At 64.0% G+C, this 18431-nt stretch carries 13 protein-coding genes and 1 riboswitch; of the genes, 6 read left to right on the top strand and 7 right to left on the bottom strand.

Features of this window, described 5'->3' with window-relative positions; translation table 11 throughout:
* On the top strand, positions 1-1398 hold a 1398-nt coding region (locus PQG80_RS25665; RefSeq protein ID WP_271754560.1), incomplete at its 5' end, for an S-layer homology domain-containing protein.
* Positions 1399-1499: 101 nt separating this feature from the next.
* On the opposite strand, the gene PQG80_RS25670 is transcribed toward PQG80_RS25665, so the two are convergent.
* Together PQG80_RS25670 and PQG80_RS25675 are read right to left on the bottom strand one after the other, a co-directional pair.
* A complete protein-coding gene (locus PQG80_RS25670; protein ID WP_432432807.1) occupies positions 1500-2012 on the bottom strand; it encodes a hypothetical protein in 513 nt (170 codons plus the stop codon).
* A gap of 174 nt (positions 2013-2186) precedes the next feature.
* Positions 2187-2927 (bottom strand): SDR family NAD(P)-dependent oxidoreductase, encoded by a 741-nt coding sequence (locus tag PQG80_RS25675; protein WP_271754561.1) that lies wholly within the window; start codon positions 2925-2927, stop codon positions 2187-2189.
* A gap of 121 nt (positions 2928-3048) precedes the next feature.
* Between PQG80_RS25675 and PQG80_RS25680 the strand changes: the two genes are divergently transcribed.
* Positions 3049-3930: a LysR family transcriptional regulator gene (locus PQG80_RS25680; protein ID WP_271754563.1), complete on the top strand. Its 882-nt coding sequence runs from the start codon at positions 3049-3051 to the stop codon at positions 3928-3930.
* A 262-nt stretch (positions 3931-4192) separates the two neighbouring features.
* Here the strand turns inward: PQG80_RS25680 and PQG80_RS25685 are convergent, their stop codons facing one another.
* Entirely contained in the window at positions 4193-5053 is an 861-nt protein-coding gene (locus PQG80_RS25685; RefSeq protein ID WP_271754564.1) for an SDR family oxidoreductase, read from the bottom strand.
* Between the two features lie 235 nt (positions 5054-5288).
* Positions 5289-5479: riboswitch (cobalamin riboswitch) on the top strand.
* A gap of 191 nt (positions 5480-5670) precedes the next feature.
* Here PQG80_RS25685 and PQG80_RS25690 point away from each other — a divergent pair.
* Positions 5671-7755, top strand: a complete 2085-nt coding sequence (locus PQG80_RS25690) for an S-layer homology domain-containing protein (RefSeq protein WP_271754565.1) — start codon at positions 5671-5673, stop codon at positions 7753-7755.
* 89 nt (positions 7756-7844) lie between these two features.
* Here the strand turns inward: PQG80_RS25690 and PQG80_RS25695 are convergent, their stop codons facing one another.
* From PQG80_RS25695 to PQG80_RS25710, 4 genes are all read right to left on the bottom strand, one after another.
* Positions 7845-9095: an ATP-binding response regulator gene (locus PQG80_RS25695; RefSeq protein ID WP_271754566.1), complete on the bottom strand. Its 1251-nt coding sequence runs from the start codon at positions 9093-9095 to the stop codon at positions 7845-7847.
* 24 nt (positions 9096-9119) lie between these two features.
* A complete protein-coding gene (locus tag PQG80_RS25700; protein ID WP_271754568.1) occupies positions 9120-11591 on the bottom strand; it encodes a response regulator in 2472 nt (823 codons plus the stop codon).
* A gap of 111 nt (positions 11592-11702) precedes the next feature.
* Positions 11703-12614 (bottom strand): GAF domain-containing protein, encoded by a 912-nt coding sequence (locus tag PQG80_RS25705; protein ID WP_271754570.1) that lies wholly within the window; start codon positions 12612-12614, stop codon positions 11703-11705.
* Between the two features lie 152 nt (positions 12615-12766).
* Positions 12767-13630, bottom strand: coding sequence for an AraC family transcriptional regulator (locus PQG80_RS25710; protein WP_271754571.1), 864 nt, complete (start codon positions 13628-13630; stop codon positions 12767-12769).
* Positions 13631-13759: 129 nt separating this feature from the next.
* On the opposite strand from PQG80_RS25710, the gene PQG80_RS25715 reads away from it, so the two are divergent.
* From PQG80_RS25715 to PQG80_RS25725, 3 genes are read left to right on the top strand one after another with little or no spacing between them, the layout of a single operon-like run.
* Complete coding sequence (locus PQG80_RS25715) at positions 13760-15058, top strand: Gfo/Idh/MocA family protein (RefSeq protein WP_271754572.1); 1299 nt, start codon at positions 13760-13762, stop codon at positions 15056-15058.
* Positions 15059-15065: 7 nt separating this feature from the next.
* On the top strand, positions 15066-16598 hold the full coding sequence (locus PQG80_RS25720) for a tagaturonate reductase (RefSeq protein WP_271754573.1): 1533 nt from the start codon (positions 15066-15068) through the stop codon (positions 16596-16598).
* A complete protein-coding gene (locus PQG80_RS25725) occupies positions 16595-18247 on the top strand; it encodes a UxaA family hydrolase (protein WP_271754574.1) in 1653 nt (550 codons plus the stop codon). The genes PQG80_RS25720 and PQG80_RS25725 overlap by 4 nt, the downstream gene beginning before the upstream one ends.
* The last annotated feature ends 184 nt before the right edge of the window (positions 18248-18431 follow it).

An 18431-nucleotide genomic window follows, 5' to 3' on the forward strand; every position in this document is an offset into this window, starting at 1 on the left:
ATTGCGGTAGAGAGCGGCGATCACATCTACGTGGCGCTAGTAGATAGCGCCGGCAAGATCGTAAAGTGGGCGGACGTGGCGGTTGAGGAACGGAACGTTGCGGGGACCCCGCCGGTCGTAGAGCCTTATATTCCGCCGGCATCCTCGGACGACGGCGTGGCGATTATCGTCGATGGCTCGACCAGGGAACGGACGGCCACGGCTTCGGTCACGACCGTGGACGGCAAGAAGACGACGCTTGTCTCGGTCGTTAGCCGGAAGATCGGCGCCGCGCTCGCCGAGGCTGCTCAAGGGTATGTCATCACGATTCCGGTCGCCAACCAATCCGATATCGTAATCGGCGAGCTCGATGCGCAGACGGTTAAAAATATGGAAGACAAGCAGGCGGTTTTAGAGGTCAAGACAGAAAAGGCCGGCTATACGCTCCCAGCGGCTCAGATCGATGTATCGGCCATCGCGTCGAAGCTCGGAACGAACGTCGCGCTGTCGGACATTAAGATACGAGTCGAGATCGCAAACGTACCTGCGCAGGATGTGAAGTTCACGCCAACGGCAGGCGAAAAGTTCCAGATCGTCGCGCCGGCTGCCGACTTCTCCATCAAGGCGGTCTACCAAGGGCGGGAAGTGACGGTCGACAAATTCAATGCGTACGTGGAGCGCAGGATCGCCATTCCGGACGGAATCGATCCGAGCAAGATCACGACAGGCGTCGTGGTATTGGAAGACGGGAGCGTTCTGCATGTGCCGACGAAGGTGACGCAGGTAGACGGCCGCTATTACGCGGTCATCAACAGTCTTACGAACAGCGTCTACTCCGTGATCTACAATTTGAAGACGTTCGCCGATATCGCCGGCCACTGGGCGAGGGCGAGCATCGAGGATATGGCGTCGAGGCTCGTCGTGAACGGGGGCGCCGACGACAAGTACCTGCCGGACGAAGCGATTACGAGAGCCGAGTTCGCGGCGATGATGGTCAGGGCGCTGGGCCTGCATGCGGCCGATGAGCCGGCATCGTTCAGCGACGTGGCCGCGAGCGACTGGTATGCCGGCGCCGTGTCGATCGCTTCCGCCTATGGGCTGCTGCAGGGCTATCCGGATGGCACCTTCGGCCCAAGCCGCAGCATTTCCAGGCAAGAAGCCATGTCGATCGCGGCTAGAGCGATGAAGATCGCCGGTCTGGATACGGCGATTGCGTCCGACCAGCGGAGCCGATGGCTCGCAGCCTTCGGCGATGCGGGGCAAGTCGGGGAGTGGGCAAAGGAGGCGGCCGCGCTTAACGTCAAGCACGGCGTCATCGGCGGCAACGCCGGCCTAATCCGGCCGCAAGCTCCGATCACCCGCGCAGAGACCGCCGCGGTGGTGCAGCGTTTGCTCCGACAGGCCGACTTGATTCAATAAGCGTCTACGTCAGGTTTAAAAAAAAGAAACGGTACTGCAAGCCTCATGCTTGCAGTACCGTTTCTTTCGTTCTGACAGGGTCCGTCGGCCGTTCTGCCGCGTCAGATCGTCTCCTTGCGCTGCTTGACCATCAGAAGCGCGCCCGCCGCGATCAGGACAAACGCGATCAGGGAGCCGCCGCCCGAAAGTTTGCCGAGCATGTACCCGATCGAGAAGATCGCGAAGAAGATGAGCGACAGAAACGCGAGGATGTTGATCGGAATCAGCAGCCATTTGTTGCGGCCGCCGAACCAGTACAGCTCGAACAAGCCTACCGCAGGCGCCAGAATGAAGCCCGGCCACATCATGGCCCAATTGTCGAGCAGCATCGCGATCTGGCAGACGCCGTACACCGTGATCAGCACCCCGCCGGGGACGAGCACGCCGACGCCTCTGCGCCCAAGCACCGAGAAATGCAGCCAGTGGAAAAAGATGCCCAACGGCAGAACGAAGAGCGTGGGCCAGAAATAAGCGAAAATCGAGCCCGTGCCGAAGTGAAGATCGCCGCGAAGCAGCAAAAAAACGCCGAACAGAAGCAAGATGGGGCCGAGCAGCATGCCGCGATGGATTCTCATCGTATAGATCGCTCCTTTTAAGCAAAGCTTGGTTGCTTATAGGATACCACCTCGACCCGGTACTGTCGCCCAACCCGCGCATAGCGCAAGATCGGACTGCAGACGGAGGCGAGCAGCAAGCCGTTGTGCTAAAGAGGCGGGAGCGGAGAGGCAAAGCCTGCCGAAAACTCGCCGTCAGAGCGTCTGTCCGCCGTCCACGGTGACGAGCTGTCCCGTCATCGACTCCTGTTCCAGCGCAAAACGGATGGCGCGGGCGATATCCTCGGGCGACGAGATGGAGGCCAGCAGCGTGGCGGGCGCGAGCTTTTGCATTTGCTCCTCGCGCCCGGCCCACCAACGCGTTCCGACCGCGCCCGGCAGGATGGCGTTGACGCGGATCCGCGGCGCGAGCGCCCGGGCCAGGGACAGCGTGAGGCCGTGCACGGCCGCCTTGGACACGGCGTAGGGCAGCGAGGAGCCTTGGCCAGTCTTGCCGGCGATGCTGCCGACGTTCACGATCGCGCCTCCGCCCCCGCGAACCATGAGCGGCGCGGCGGCCCTCGCGCAGTAGAACATCCCTTTCACGTTTATATTCACGAGCTCGTCCCACGCGTCGTCCGTCACCGCCTCCAGGTCCTGCATCGGAATGTGCCGCGTGACGCTCGCGTTGTTCACGAGCAGGTCCACCGATCCGAAGGCCTCGTCCGCTGCGCGTACCATGGCCCTGACATCTGTGTCCACAGACACGTCCGCCCGCACGGCGACCGCCTGACCGCCGAACCCACGGATCGCTTCGACCGTCTCCTCCGCTTCGACCCGCGACCGGGAATAATTAACGACAACGGCGGTTCCCGACGCCGCCAGCTCCAGCGATACCGCTCTTCCGATCCCCGTGCCGCCGCCTGTTACGATGGCTGTTCGATTTTTTATATCCATAGTCGCGTCTCCTCCTAATTAAGTCTGTCTGTCTGTTACATAGTTTATAAGAGGCGGACTGTTTCGTATAATTGAATGAATTGAAGACTTCATTCATTAAATTCGATTGGAGGTGCAGCTAATGGATCCCAAATCGCTTCGCGCGTTTCACCGGATCGCGGCGCTCGGAAGCTTCCGGCTCGCGGCCGAGGAGCTGAACTACGCACAGTCCACGGTGACGATGCAGATTCAGCGGTTGGAGGAGGATCTCGGCGTCGTTCTGTTCGAACGTGCCGGAGGACTCCGGCTGACCGAGGAAGGCAGATTGCTCAGGGAGCGGAGCTTGCCGATTCTGCAGGACATGGAGCGTCTGCGGCGGTCGCTTAAGGAGATGAGCGAGGGGGACGCCGGAGGGGTCAGGCTCGGAGCTACCGAGCCTGCGGTCAGCTGCCGGCTGCCGGCATTGCTAAAGCGCTTCGCGGAACGCTATCCCAAGATTCGAATCTCCGTCGAGTCGGCCGGCACGCCGGTCTTGAGCGAGCGGGTACGCAAAGGGGAACTCGACTTGGCGCTCTGCACCATGCCGGAGCAAGGGGAGGGCCTCCACTTCGAGCAGCTGTACCGCGAGCCGTTCGCCGCGCTTGTACCTGCCGATCATCCGCTGGCATCGCAGCCGCTGGTCCGGTTGGAGGAGCTCGCTGCCCATAGGCTGCTCGTCACCGCCGCGAATTGTCCCTATCGCCGCAAGCTTGAGCTTATGTTGGCCGGGTCCGCCATGCCGACGGCCGAGACGATGGAGATCGGCAGCATGACGGCGCTCGCGTCCTATGTCGCGATCGGGCTCGGCGTCGCCCTCGTCCCTCGCGTGCTGGCGGATGAGCCCCCAGCCGGCGTCGTCGCCCGGCCGATCCGGGGAGCGGCGGTGGACATGCCCTGCGGTCTGCTGAGCAGAACCTCCGAATCGCCGCTGACGCCCGCCGGGGCGAAGCTGTATGCGGCGTTGAGGGACGGATTGGCCGAATAGCGCGTTCCAAACCGAACTCTTTTCCAAGTTGAAGTGTATGGGCAGAGAATCGCTTGGAGAGGAGGAGATGGGCGGTGGAGATCGGGCGGGAAGAGGCGCGACAGCTGTACGAGACGCATTTTGCATAGGTGTATCGGTTGGCGCTCATGCTGACGAAATCCGGAACGCTTGCAGAAGATATTGCGCACGACGCGCCATCGCATCTTTGACAAAAGGAAACGGCCGATACGGAAAAGCCAGGCTCCGTGATCGGCCGTTCTCTTTATTTTGCTTCGGTTAGCGCGGACACGGCCTGAGCCAGCGGCGTCGCCGGACGGCCCAGCAGCTTCTCCAGATCGCCGCTCTCTACGGCGAGCGTGTTCGTCCGGATCGCTTGCTGGATCGCGGTGACGATCGGCAAGGCCGGCTCCGGCACCCCGACGCTCTTCATGATGCCTGCGTACGTGTCGTCATCGACCGGCTGCAGCTGTACTTCGCGGCCGAGCGCTTCGGTCAGCACGCCGGCGAGCTCGGCATACGTGCGCAGCGGTCCGCCGAGCTCGTACACCGTATTCTCATGCCCGGGGCCGGCGAGCACGGCTGCGGCCGCCTCCGCATAATCGTGCCGCGCGGCCCAGCCGACCTTGCCGTCGCCCGCGGATGTGACGAGCGGCGCGCCCGCGGCGGCGCCGTGGATCGCGCCGGCTTCGTTTTCGATGTACCAGTTGTTCCGCAAAAAGGAGTAAGGGATGCCGGTGGCCCGGATCGCGTTTTCGGTCTCGCGGTGAACCTCGGCCAGGAACAGCTCGCTGTCTTGGGCATTCGGAGCGCTCGTATAGGCGATGAAGCCGACGCCGGCCTTGCGCGCGGCTTCTACGGCATTGCCGTGCTGGCGAATGCGCGTCGCGGTGTCTCCGTCCGTCGAGACGATCAGCAGGCGGTCGATGCCGGCAAAGGCGCGTTCGAGCGATGCCGGGTCATCGAAGTCGCCTTGGCGCACGTCCACGCCGCGTTCGCTGAATTCCGACGCTTTTTCAGGCTGTCGCACGCTTACCGCGATATCCGCCGCCGGTACGCTTTTCAGCAGCGTCCGTACCACATGCGATCCCAGATGCCCGGTCGCGCCCGTCACTAGCAATTTCATTATTTCAACCTCCATGTGGAAAATAAGTCAGGAACGCCTCGAAGACTCCTAAGGCAGAAGGTGCGGAGTCGAAGTGCGGCCTTGTTGTAACCATGATAGTTCCAACGGAAGCGAGAGTCAAGGTTGCGCTTCTCTTTTTATTTTCGCAAAGACGCTCCCCATCTATCGAATGCCGATGCGAACCGGAGTCGCGCGATAGACAAAGGGCTGCCGACCCGCTATCATAAGGGCATAACTGCATATCCTCGTGCCAGGCGCGCGCATGCGATGCATGCCGCTTAATAGGGAAGTCCGGTGTAATTCCGGCGCGGTCCCGCCACTGTATATGCCGAGCGATCCGGAACAAGCCACTGTTCAGCCGAATGGGAAGGCGCCGGACTCGCGTTGAAGCAGAGCCAGGAGACCTGCCTTGCGACGACTGTATCCCGTCCGCTTCGTGGAGTGAGCGGCGGGACCGGCTGTGCCAGCTAAGCCGTCTTCGGGCGGACCTGTCCGCGGCGCCGCCTCTCATCGCGCGTTAGTGGCCACTCCATGCCGGAGTGGCTTTTTTCGTGCGCCGACGGGGAGCGGAGGCGCGGACGCAGATTGATATTTTAAGAGGGAAGAGGGCATGAAGCATGTTGGGCTTTAAACGCTTTAAATCGATGGCATCGCTCGCGCTGGCGGTATCGCTGGCGGTCGGAGGCGTGTCGACGGCGCTGCCTGCGGGCAAGATCTACGCGGAGGGCGCGAATGCAGCTTCGACGGCGGCGTCCGTCAACGTCCAGGCGGATATCCAAGCCGCGATCGGCTACGTCAACGCGAACGGCGGCCTTACGTCGGACTGGCTGGCCTTCAGCTTCGCGCGCGCCGGACAGGCCGTGCCGGCCGACTACGCTGCCAAGCTGGCGACGGCCGTAGAGTCCGAGTGGGCCAAGGCTTCGCCGGATCCGACGGCGCTCGCGCGGCTCGCGCTGGTCGCGAACGCGGCCGGTCTCGACGCCCGCAGCATCGGCGGCCGCGACCTGATCGCGAAGCTGGCGAGCTATAAGTCCTTCGCGAACGTGTACGCCGATATCTTCGTGCTGCTCGCGCTCGATTCCGCCGGCTACGAGCTGCCGGCCGGCACCGCGTGGACGCGCGGCGATCTGGTCGCGGCCATCGTCTCCGGCATCGACGGCTCCACGGTTCCCGATCTGTACGCCATGGCGCTCAGCGCGCTCGGCAAGTACAAGGATCGGCCGGAAGTCGCCGCGGCGGCGGACAAGGCCGTCGCTTGGCTCGCGGCCAACCTGGACGACGCCAACAGCGAGGCGATCGCGCAGACGATCGTCGGCCTCGCAGCCTACGGCATCGATCCGGCGGACGCGAAGTTCGCCAAGGGCGGATCGAATCTGATCCAGCGGCTGCTGGCGTTCAAGAACGCGGACGGCGGCTTTAAGCATCAGCTGTCCGACGCCGCGTCGGACAAAGCGTTCGCGACCGAGCAGGCGCTGCGCGCGCTGGCGGCTTACCAGCTATTCGCCGGTTCGCATCGCTCCGTGTACGTGAATGCGGCGAGTCAATGGGTCAAGGTCGGCGTCGCCGTCGAGGGACTTAATGGCCCGCTCGCCGCGCTGAGCGCCACGCAGGCGGTGTATGCTTGGGACGCGCTCGTCGAGATCGCCGATCGCAACAAGCTGAAGCTCGGGTATAGCGACGATCCGCAGTACGGCAAGTTCCTGTCCGCGATCGGCGATGCCGCCGGCGATCAGAGCGTCTACTGGCTGTATGCCGTCAAGCGCGGCGGCGCCTACGCGACGATCGACGCGTCTCTGGAGAAGTTCCGCCTGCAGGCGGGCGACGAGCTGTACCTGTATCTCTCCGGCGCAGACACCGGACTCGTGAAGTCGGTCACGGCGAAGGCCGCCGCGGGCGGCGCGACGGCAGTGAACGTGCAGTACACCTACTATGATTCCAGCTTCAAAGAAGTGACGGGACCCGCGGCGGGCGTGCAGGTCTCGATCGGCGGGCAGTCGGCGAAGACGGACGCGAAGGGTGCGGCAACCTTCAAAGGACTGTCCGCAGGCGAGCACCCCTACGTGGTGACGGGGTACCGCGCAGGATCTGCGCCGCTCGTGCTTAAGTATTCGGGAACGGTCGCCGTAGGCGCCGGACAGGAGGACGGCGATACGTTCGCCGACGCGGCGGATATCTCCGCATGGGCGAGCGCGGCGGTGAGCGAGGCCTATGCGGCCGGCTGGCTTCAAGGCGTGAGCGCCGATGAGCCCAAGTTCGCGCCTAAGCAGCAGCTGACCCGCGTTCAGTTCGCGGCGCTGATCCTGCGCCTGCTCGGCGAGACGCCGGCATCCGGCGCCAAGCAGACGTTTGCGGACGTCGCGCCGGGCGCATGGTATTACGACGCCGTAATGACCGCCAAGTCCAAGGGACTGGTCGGCGGCGTGACGGCGAAGTCGTTCAAGCCGGGCGACGCGATCTCCCGTCAGGACCTGGCCGTCATCCTGGCCCGTGCCTTCAAGCTTGACGGCACGGCGTCGAAAACTACGTTCTCCGATCAGGGCCAGATCTCGGGCTATGCGGCGGCTTCGGTCCGGGCCGTATTCGACAAAGGTCTGCTCAAGGGAACTTCGGGCACGGCATTCGACCCGAAGGCCAAGGTCACCCGCGAGATGGCGGCGGTCATCGCCTCGAATCTACTGAAGCAAGGTCTCATTTCTAAGTAAATTGTGGCTATAAAATAAAGGCGGCGCAGGAGAAATCCCGCGCCGCCTTTATTCTATAGGCATGTAGTCCTGCGAATTCCCGCTCACGCCTAGACCGGACTGGTCATCATCGTGAATACGAATGCCGCGCCGCGCGCCACGTCTTTCTTGGCGTAGATACGGCCGCCCATCAGCTCTACGAGCGTCTTGCAGATCGCTAAGCCGAGCCCCGTGCCGCCGGTCTTGGCATCCTGGGTCCCGCCGAGCTGGGAGAAGGGCTGGAACAGCCTGTAGTGCTGCCCCTCCGGGATGCCGATGCCCGTATCTTCCACCGTGAATTCCAACTCCAGCTGCTGCCTCTGACGTGCGAGCATCTTCGCGCTGACGCGGACGCCGCCGGAGGGGGTGAACTTGACGGCGTTGCCGATCAGGTTGTTCAGCACCTGCCTTAGCCGGTTCGGGTCGCCGAGCAGGAGGGAAGGGATGGCCGGATCGATGTCGGTCGTGAGCGTCAGCTCCTTCTCGCGGAGCAGCGCGATGAACAGGTCGGTCGTCTCCTTCAGACAGCTGCCCAGGTTAAACGGCGTCAACTCGAGCTCCATCTTGCCCGACTCGATCTTGGAGAAGTCGAGAATGTGGCTGATGATCGAGAGGAGCGCAGTGCCGCTGGTGCGGATAATATCGACCATATCGCGGTCCGCCGGCCGCAGCTCGGCGTCCATAAGCAGCTCCGACATCGCGATGATGCCGTTCAGGGGCGTGCGCAGCTCGTGGCTCATCATCGCTAGGAAACCCGATTTAATCTTGGAGGCCGTCTCCGCGATATCCTTCAATTGCGTCAGCTCGCGGTTCGCTTCTTCCATCCGGCGCGCCTGATCCTCGAGCTGCACGGTTTTGGCTTCGAGCTCGACCGTCTTGGCCTCGAGCTCCTGCGTCTTGGCGGCCAGCTCCTCGGCCTGCCGCTCCAGCTCGAGCCGCGTCAGGTAGAGGCGCACGAAGCCGTCGATCTTGCTCTTCAGCACCTCCGTATGCACCGGCTTGGTGATAAAGTCGATGGCGCCGGCCGAATAGGCCTGCTTGTAGTTGTCGAGCTCGGACGTGAGCGCGGTGAGGAAAATAATCGGAATATCCTGCGACCTCTTGCGCGTCTTGATGCGGCGGGCCGTCTCGAAGCCGTCCATGTCGGGCATCAGCACGTCCATGATGATAAGGGCAAAATCCGTTTTGAGCAAATACTTGAGCGCCTCCGCGCCGGAAGGCGCGCACACGAGCTTGTAAGGCGTATCGGCCAGAATCGCCTGGATGGACAAGTACTCGTCGGGCCGGTCGTCGACGAGAAGGATATGAACCCGTTCTCCCATGCTGCAGTCATTCCCCCGCGAGATCTATTTGATGAGCCAAGCTTTGAGCAGCGTGACGAGCTGCGTGGTATTGATCGGCTTCGCGATATAGTCGGACGCGCCCGCGCGCAGGCACTTCACCCGATCGCCCTCCATCGCCCTAGCCGTGAGCGCGACCATCACCAGGCTCTCGAACTGCGGCATCTGCCGGATGCGCCGCATCGTCTCGTAGCCGTCCATTTCCGGCATCATGATGTCCATGAACACCAGATCCACGTCCGGATGACCGTCCAGGTACTGCAGCGCTTCCTTGCCGTTCTGCGCGAAGTTGATCTCCATATTATAGCCTTCGAGCACGCTCGAGAGCGCATAGATGTTGCGCATGTCGTCGTCCACGAGCAGAATCCGCTTGCCTTGGAACGCGGCCTCCGGATTGTGCAGCTTCTCGATGAGCAGCTGCTTGTCGGGCGGGAGGTCGGCATGCTTGCGGTGCAGGTAGAGCGCGGTCTCGTCGTAGAGACGCTCCATCGACTGCACGTTTTTGATGATGATGCTCTCCGCGTAGTGGCGGAGCCGTTCTTCGTCGGCTTTGCTCAGATCGCGGCCCGTATAGATGATGACCGGCAGGGTCTGGAGCTTGCGGTTCGTCTTGACCTGCTCGAGCAGCTCGTAGCCCGAGATATCGGCCAAGCCGAGGTCGAGCACCATGCAGTCGAAGTGCTGGGCGTTCAGTTGATCGAGCGCCTCCTTGCCGGAGGCCGCCGCGGTCACGGAAACGTCGGGATGCGCGATAAAGGCGACGAGGCTACCGCGCAGGTCGGCGTTGTCCTCGACGATGAGCAGGTTTTTGACCGGCCGGCGGATGTACGACTCGATCCGCAGGAACGCGGCCTCAAGCTCCGAGCGGTCGGTCGGCTTCTTCCAAAAGTCCAGCGCGCCCATGGAGAGACCCTGCTTGCTGTCGTCGGCCGTGGAGATGACGTGGACCGGGATATGGCGGAGCTCCGGCCGGCTCTTGAGTCTGCTGATAATCGCCCAGCCGTTGAGGACGGGCAGGTCGGCGTCTACGACGATCGCGTCCGGTTTGTAGGCATGGGCGAGCGCCAGTCCCTGGTCGCCTTGCAGCGAGACGATCGCCTTGAAGCCGCGCTTGCGCGCGAGCTCGAGTAAGATGGCCGCGAACGATTCTTCTTCCTCGATGATCAGCAGCGTGGTGTCGCCCGGCTGGAGGGCGTTCCGGTCGTCCGCCATCACGGCGTTCAGGAGCAGCTTGGGATTGGAGATCGAGATGTCCGGCACGAACGATTCGTAGAAATCGTTCACGCTCGCGCGCGGTCGCTGCGGCGCCGCGTGCGCGATATGCGCGCGCGGCGGCTGCGAGGCGGCTGGCGACGGTGCCTGCGGGGCAACCTGCGGGGCCGTCGCCGGGATATCGGCCGCGACGGCAGCGGCGGCCGCGACGGGAGCCGCCGGTTTCGCGGGCGCCGGAGGCGCCTCCGCGAGCGGCGCTGACGTCGTCCGCGCCTCGGTCAGATCGGACGCCTGCGCCGTTTCCTCCTCGGCTTGGCGGGCCGCCTGCGCCTGCGCTTCCGCGCGCTCCGACACGAACAGCGTGAAGACGCTGCCCCGTCCGGGCTCCGAGGCGACCTCGATCCGTCCGCCGAGGAGCGACGCGAGCTGGCGGCAGATGGTCAGCCCGAGGCCGGTACCGCCGTACTTGCGGCTCGTCGTGCCGTCCGCCTGCTGGAAGGCCTCGAAAATGCTGTCCACCTTGTCCTTCGGAATGCCGATGCCGGTATCCGCGACCTCGAAGAAGATCTCCTCCGGATCGGTCTCGCTCCGGCCGACCGTCAACGAGACTTCGCCTTCCTCCGTGAACTTGAACGCATTGGAGAGCAGGTTCGCCAAAATCTGCTGCACCCGATGGCCGTCGGTCCTCAGGGAGGCCGGCAGCCTGGCGTCCTGCCGAATGCGCAGGTCGACGCCTTTGCTGCGGGCGATCTGGTCGAACGTCCGGTAGGCATGGTCGACGATGTCCTGGACCTGCACCGTCTCGAACACGACCGTCATCTTGCCGACTTCGAGCTTCGCCAGGTCGAGAATCTCGTCGATCAACCGCAGCAGGTCCTTGCCCGACGAGAAAATCGTATGCACGTACTCGAGCTGCTTGGGATTCAGGTTGGCGTCGCGGTTCTCGGCGAGAATCTGCGACAGGATCAGGAGGCTGTTGAGCGGCGTGCGCAGCTCATGCGAGACGTTGGCGAGGAACTCGGATTTGTACTGGGCCGCCATGAGAATCTCTTCCGCCTGCTGCGAGATCTCCTCCTTCTGACGCTCCGTGAGCGCCATCTCCCGCTGCAGCTGCGCGTTCGACGCGAGCAGCTCGTCGGTCTGGGCGCGGAGCTCCTCTGCCTGCGTCGCCAGGGAGTCGGCTTGCTGGCTGATCTCTTCCTTCTGCCGCGAGAGGGAATCGGCCTGCTGCTCGATCTCCTCCTTCTGCCGTGCGGTCAGCAGCATCTCCTCGCGCAGCGTCCGGTTGGACTCGCCGATCTGATTGGCCTGCGCCTCGAGCTCGTCGGTCTGGGCGCGCAGCTCGTCGGTCTGCGACCTTAGCTCCTCGGTCTGAGATTACAGCTCCTCCGTCTGGGCCTCGAGCTCCGCCTTCTGCTGCTGCGTATGGCGCAGCAGCTCGTCGATGCGGGCGATATCGGCCAGCGTATTGAACAGGACGCCCATGCTCGAGCCGACGCGCTCGACCAGCTGCCGCTCGCGCGGCGCGAATTCGCGGAGCGAAGCCAGCTCTACGACGCCGACGGCCTCGTCCTCGTAGCGGATCGGCACGAGCGTGAGGAACGCGGGGGGCGCGTCGCCGAGCGCGGAGGTGATCTTGACGTAATCCGGCGGCAGGTCGCGCAATACGATCGGCCGATTGTCCAGCGCGACCTGGCCGACGAGCCCGGAGCCGAGCTTGATCGGCGAATGCGCGTCGTCCGCGCCCGCATAGGCGTAGCCGGCCGCGAAGTGCAGCGCGTCCCCGCGCTTCACGTACAGCGCGCCGTAGCTCGCGCCGAGCGCTCCGGCCAGCTTGCCCATGAAGATGCGAGAGGCTTCCTGCGCCTTGATGGAGCCCTGCAGCAGGATTGCCATCTCGGATACGTGGGCATTGATCCAGATCTCGTCCTCGGCGTCGAGGCGAAGAATCCGCTCCTGCTCCGTCCTGACCTGCAGGTCGGCGGCCAGCTGGCGGAAGCGCCGCGCGAGCTGGGCGAATTCGTCGCCGCCCGCGGACGCCTCGGCCTCCGCGACGGCCTTGCCCGCGGCCAGGTCGTCGACGATGCGCGAGACCCCTCGCATGCCGACGAAGATGCTGCGGTGCACCGACGCGATCAGATAGGCGCCGGCAGCCGCGCCCAGCGCTCCGATCGCGATGGCGAGCGCAAGCGCCGGGCCCTCGGCGTAGACGCAGGCGATCGCCGTCAACCCGCCGATGAGCAGCAGGAACGCGAGGCCGAGGCCCCATATCTTTCGTTTCATATTCATGAAGGACCGCCTTTGCGTCTCGATGATAGATGATTTTGATATCCGATCTGATATCAACTTCAGTCAATTATAGCTTTAGTTCTTACAGATAGAAATAGAGAGGATGCTGCGCCGGAACGAATCATGTCCGATATTCCGGGTTTTGCCACGATTTAAAGCGGCTGGCGGAACTGGGCCCGGTAATCCCGCGGCGTCATGCGGGCGAACGCTTTAAAAACCTTTTCAAAATGGGAGAAGTTATCGAAGCCCGCCTCCTCGGAGACCGCGGTGATCCGCGCATCCGTCTCGCGGAGCAGCCGCTGCGCTTCCTTGATTCGCGTGATGCTCACGTATTCTGAGATACCGAAGCCGGTGCGCCGCTTGAAGGTGCGGCTCAGATAGCTCGGGCTCAGGTAGAAGAGACGGCTCAGCTCGCCCAGCGTCAGCCGCTCCCGGAAGTGGGCGGCGATATGCTGTGCCACCTCCGTCATCTTGGCCGCGGTCGGCGAGGCGGCTTCCTCGGCGGCCTCAGCCTGCGCACCCAGCGCGTGCCGGGAGGCGAACAGCAGCAGCTCAGCGGCCGCATGCCGGATGGGCAGCGCGCTTCCGGGCGGGCGGTCCTGGATCTCGCGCAGCATCCCGTACAGCAGCTGCTCCACGCGCAGGCGCTCCGGGGCGTCCAGCCGCAAGACGCGCCGGGGGCCGCGGAACGTAGAGCGCAGCAGCGCGGCCTCGTCCTCGTCGAACCGGGCGAAGAAGGACTCGTCGTAGTACAGCACGACGCGCTCGTGATTGGGTACGCCGGTGTCGGACGTCTTGTGCACCTCGTCGCCGGGGACAATCACGAGATCGCCGGACTGGACTTGATACAGTCTGTCCTTGATGAAGTAGAACCGTTCGCCGCCGAACAAATAGTAAAGCTCGTGCTGTCCGTGCATATGGTCGGTCGCCATGGAGAAATGGCCTCGTCTGCGGTTGTATTCGACGGAAAAAGGATCTCGCGGGTCGCCGTAGCTAAGCGAGCTGTTCAAGTTCACGCCAATCGCCTCCATAAGGACAAAATATGCGGGTTTTCATGAATAATAACATAAATTGCGGAGCGAATAAGCAGATTTTGCGGTACATTCTCCTCATAAGAACCCGAACGACGAGGAGAGATGGCATTCATGGCAAAAAAAACGTACGTACAGGTAGGTACGGGCGGCCGGGCGGAGTTTTTCTATTCGGCGATCGCCACGACGTACCGCGAGACCTCGGAGCTCGTCGCCTTCTGCGATATCAACCAGACCCGCATGGACTACGCGAACAAGCTGCTGACGGACAAGTACGATTATCCGGCGGTGCGCACCTATAAGAGCGACGAGTTCGGTAAAATGCTCGAGACGGAAAAGCCGGACGCCGTCATCGTCACGAGCGTCGACCGCACGCACCACACGTACATCGTCCGGGCGCTGGAGCACGGCTGCGACGTCATCACCGAGAAGCCGATGACGGTGGACGAGGAGAAATGCCAGGAGATTCTCGACGCGGTCGAGCGCACGGGGCGAAGCGTCCGCGTGACGTTCAACTACCGCTACGCGCCGCACCATACCAAGGCGCGGGAGCTGATCGCGGGCGGCGTCATCGGCGACGTGACCTCGATCCATTTCGAATGGCTGCTGAACACGCAGCACGGCGCGGACTACTTCCGCAGATGGCACCGCGACAAGCGCAACGGCGGCGGTCTGCTCGTGCACAAGTCGACGCATCACTTCGATCTCGTGAACTTCTGGATCGGTTCGCAGCCCGATACCGTATTCGCCATGGGCGATCTGCTCTTCTACGGCCGGGAGAACGCCGAGAAGCGCGGCGTGACCAAGTTTTACGAGCGCGCGACGGGCAACCCGAACGCGAAGGACGATCCGTTCGCGCTGCCGCTGGACGACAACGAGCATCTGAAGGCGATGTATCTGGACGCCGAGCACGAGGACGGCTACCGGCGCGACCAGAGCGTATTCGGCGACGGCATCTCGATCGAGGATACGATGAGCGTGCTCGTCAAGTACAAGAACAAGGCGCAGCTGACGTACTCGCTGAACGCCTACCTGCCGTGGGAGGGCTACCAGATCGCCTTCAACGGCACCAAGGGCCGCATCGAGATGAAGATCGTCGAGCAATCCTACGTCAACTCCGGCGGCGACAAGGCGCTCGAGGGCGCTGTGCAGGGCGTCACGATCAACGTGTTCCCGATGTTCGGCCAGCCGTACACGGTCGACTTCGAGATGGGCGAAGGCGGACACGGCGGCGGCGATCCGGTGCTGCTGAACGATATCTTCGGCGTGCCGGTCGCGGATGAATTCAATCGCGCGGCGGACCATATCGACGGCGCCCGCTCGATTCTGACGGGCATCGCGGCGAACAAGTCGATTCGCACGGGGCAGGCGGTCAAGGTCGACGAGCTGGTCCGATTCCATCAGAAGAGGTGATGGGCTAATGCGCGCGAACCAGTCTGCGGATACGGACGAAAAGCGGATCGGACCTCCCCGCCTGAGCCGGACGACGCTGCCGCCCGACGAGGCCGAGCGATACGACCGGATGAAGGCATACCCGGTCAAGGCGCTCCAGATCGGGGAAGGGAACTTCCTCCGCGGCTTCTTCGACTGGATGATTCACCGGTGCAACCGGCAGGGCCTGTTCGAGGGCAGCGTCGCCGTGTGCCAGCCCCGCCCCATGGGGGCGGCCAAGCTCGCGGAGCTGCGGGAGCAGGATGGGCTGTATTACCAATGGATTCGCGGCCTGCAGGACGGACGGCTGACGGACGAGCGCGAGCTCGTAGCGGTCTTCTCGCGGACGGTCGATCCGTATGCGGAGTGGGAGGCATTCCTGGCGCTGGCGGACCTTCCCGAGCTCGAGCTCGTCGTCTCCAACACGACGGAGGCGGGGCTCGTCTACGCCGAGACCGATTGGGCGCCGGAGCGGGCGCCGTCGTCGTTCCCGGCGAAGCTGACGCTGCTGCTGTACCGGCGGTTCGAGCGGTTCGGCGGCGATCCGGCCCAGGGACTGCTGCTGCTGCCGTGCGAGCTGGTCGAGCGCAACGGGGACCTTTTGCAGGAGATCGTGCTGCGCCATGCGGGCGACTGGGCGCTGCCGGAGGCCTTCTCTGCGTGGGTGCGCGCGCATAACCGGTTCCTGAACTCGCTCGTGGACCGGATCGTGACGGGATTCCCTGCGGCCGAGGCGGATCGGGCGTTCGCCGAGATCGGCGCGGAGGACCGCCTGCTGAACGCCGCTGAGCCTTATCACCTGTGGGCGATCGAGGGCGAATCGGAGATGGATGCGCGGCTCCCCCTCGCGAGCGCCGGGCTGAACGCGGTCTGGACGTCCGACCTGCGGCCGTACCAGCTTCGCAAGGTGCGCATCCTGAACGGCGCGCATACCCTGATCGCGAGCATCGGGTTGCTGCACGGGCTGGAGACCGTCGGAGAGGCCGTCGGCCATCCCGTCTACGGCGAGCTGATCCGTGCCGCCGTCATGGAGGAGATCGTGCCCGCGCTGCCGCTGCCGGCGGACGAGATGCGCCGCTACGCGGACGAGGTGCTCGAGCGCTTCGCCAATCCGTACGTGCGGCACAAGCTGACCGACATCGCGATGAACGGCATCTCCAAGTTCAAGGCGCGGCTGCTGCCGACGCTCGAAGCCTATATGACGATGCGCGAGGGAGAGCTGCCGCCCCGCATCGTGCTTGCGTTCGCTTCGCTCGTCCGTCTGTACCGCGTTCGCGAGGCGGACGGGGGCTGGGCGGGCAGCCGCCTGAGCGGAGAGCCGGTCGCGCTGCGCGACGACGCCGCGGCGCTGTCGTATCTCGCCGAGCTCTGGGCGCGCGCGGACCGCGGCGAGCTGACGACGCCGGAGCTGGTCGCAGACATCCTCGGCCAGACCGGCTGGTGGGGACGGGACTTGAACGAAGCGGCGGGCCTGAAGGAAGCGTTGACCGCCGAGCTGGCGAGGATGGAGGCGAGCGTATGAGCGAGGTAAACGAAGCGGGGGCAGGCGCGCCCGGACGCACGGAGCCATCGGCGAATGGAGAAGCGGTGTCCGCGGGAGATACGGTGGTGCTGCATCCGCGGGACGAGGTGGCGATCGCGCTGCGGGAGCTCCGGGCGGGTGAGACCGTGACCTGGCCGGGTGCCGCCGGCGAAGTCGCCGGGACCGCGGCGGTGCTGCAGGACGTGCCGCGCGGGCACAAGATTCTGATCCGCCCCGTCGCAGCCGGGCAGCACGTGCACAAGTTCGGCTACTCGATCGGCATCGCCAAGGCGGATATTCCGGTCGGTAGTTGGGTGCATACGCACAACCTCAAGACGGGTCTCGGCGCCGTGCTCGATTACGCATACAAGCCCAGAACCGATGCGGCACAAGGGGCGGACGCGGATGCGAATGCGGATGCGGATGGCTTGGACCCGGGCGTGCCGGCTGCGAAGACTGCGTTTCCCGAGGGCCGCGCGTCGTTCCAAGGCTACGTGCGCGACGACGGCGAGGTCGGCATCCGCAACGAGATCTGGATCGTGAACACCGTGGGCTGCATTAACAAGACCTGCGAGACGCTGGCCCGCCTTGCCTCTAGGCAGTTCGAGGGGCGCGGCATCGACGGCGTGTTTCATTTTCCGCATCCGTACGGCTGCTCCCAGCTCGGCGACGACCTGACCGCCACCCAGAAGCTCCTGACGGCCCTCGTACGGCACGGCAACGCCGCCGGCGTGCTCGTCGTCGGTCTCGGCTGCGAGAACAACCAGGTCGACGCGTTCAAGCAGGTCATCGGGGACTACGACCCGGAGCGGGTGAAGTTCATGAAGGCTCAGGAGGTCGAGGACGAGCTGGAGGAAGGCTTGACGCTGATCGGCGAGCTGGTCGATTACGCGGAGCGCTTCGTTCGCACGGAGGTGCCGCTGTCCAAGCTTCGCATCGGGCTCAAGTGCGGCGGCTCGGACGGCTTCTCCGGCATCACCGCGAATCCGCTCGTCGGCCGGGTGGCCGACGCGATCACGGCGGCCGGCGGCACGGCGCTGCTGACCGAGGTGCCCGAGATGTTCGGGGCGGAGACGATCCTGATGGACCGCGCCGCCGACGAGGCGGTATTCGACGATATCGTGAAGCTCGTCAACGACTTCAAGGCCTACTTCATCCGCCACGGCCAGGAGATCTACGAGAACCCGTCTCCGGGCAACAAGGACGGCGGCATCACGACGCTCGAGGAGAAGTCGCTCGGCTGCACCCAGAAGGGCGGTCATGCCACGGTTACCGACGTGCTGCCGTATGGCGAACCGTCCCGCAAGCCCGGGCTCAATCTCGTCCAGGCGCCGGGCAACGACCTGGTCTCGGTCACCGCCCTGGCGGCCGCGGGCGCGCACGTCGTCCTGTTCACGACGGGCCGCGGCACGCCGTTCGGCGGTCCGGTGCCGACGGTGAAGATCGCCACCAACACCGCGCTGGCCGAGCGCAAGAAGAACTGGATCGACTTCAACGCAGGCCGCCTGATCGAGGGTATGGGCATGGACGCGCTGCGGGACGAACTGCTCGCGCAGATCGTCGCCCTCGCCTCCGGGGAGCGGCGGACGAACAACGAGCTGAACGGCTTCCGCGAGATTGCGATTTTCAAAGACGGCGTTATTTTGTAAGTCTGTGCCTGCGATCCGCATGTCCGCCGCGAGCGCCCCTCATCGTCTGCGAGAATAGCAGATCCAATGTCCATTTCGTCGGCAGTGCCGACAGTCGAAGGAGCGCCATGTCGCCATGTTCGCGACGCTGTGGCGGCTCCTTTTGCCGTTCAGTCATCCTCCGTACAGTAAAGTTAAATATGGA

This window comes from Cohnella rhizoplanae, from assembly GCF_948329515.1.
Taxonomy (GTDB): domain Bacteria; phylum Bacillota; class Bacilli; order Paenibacillales; family Paenibacillaceae; genus Cohnella; species Cohnella rhizoplanae.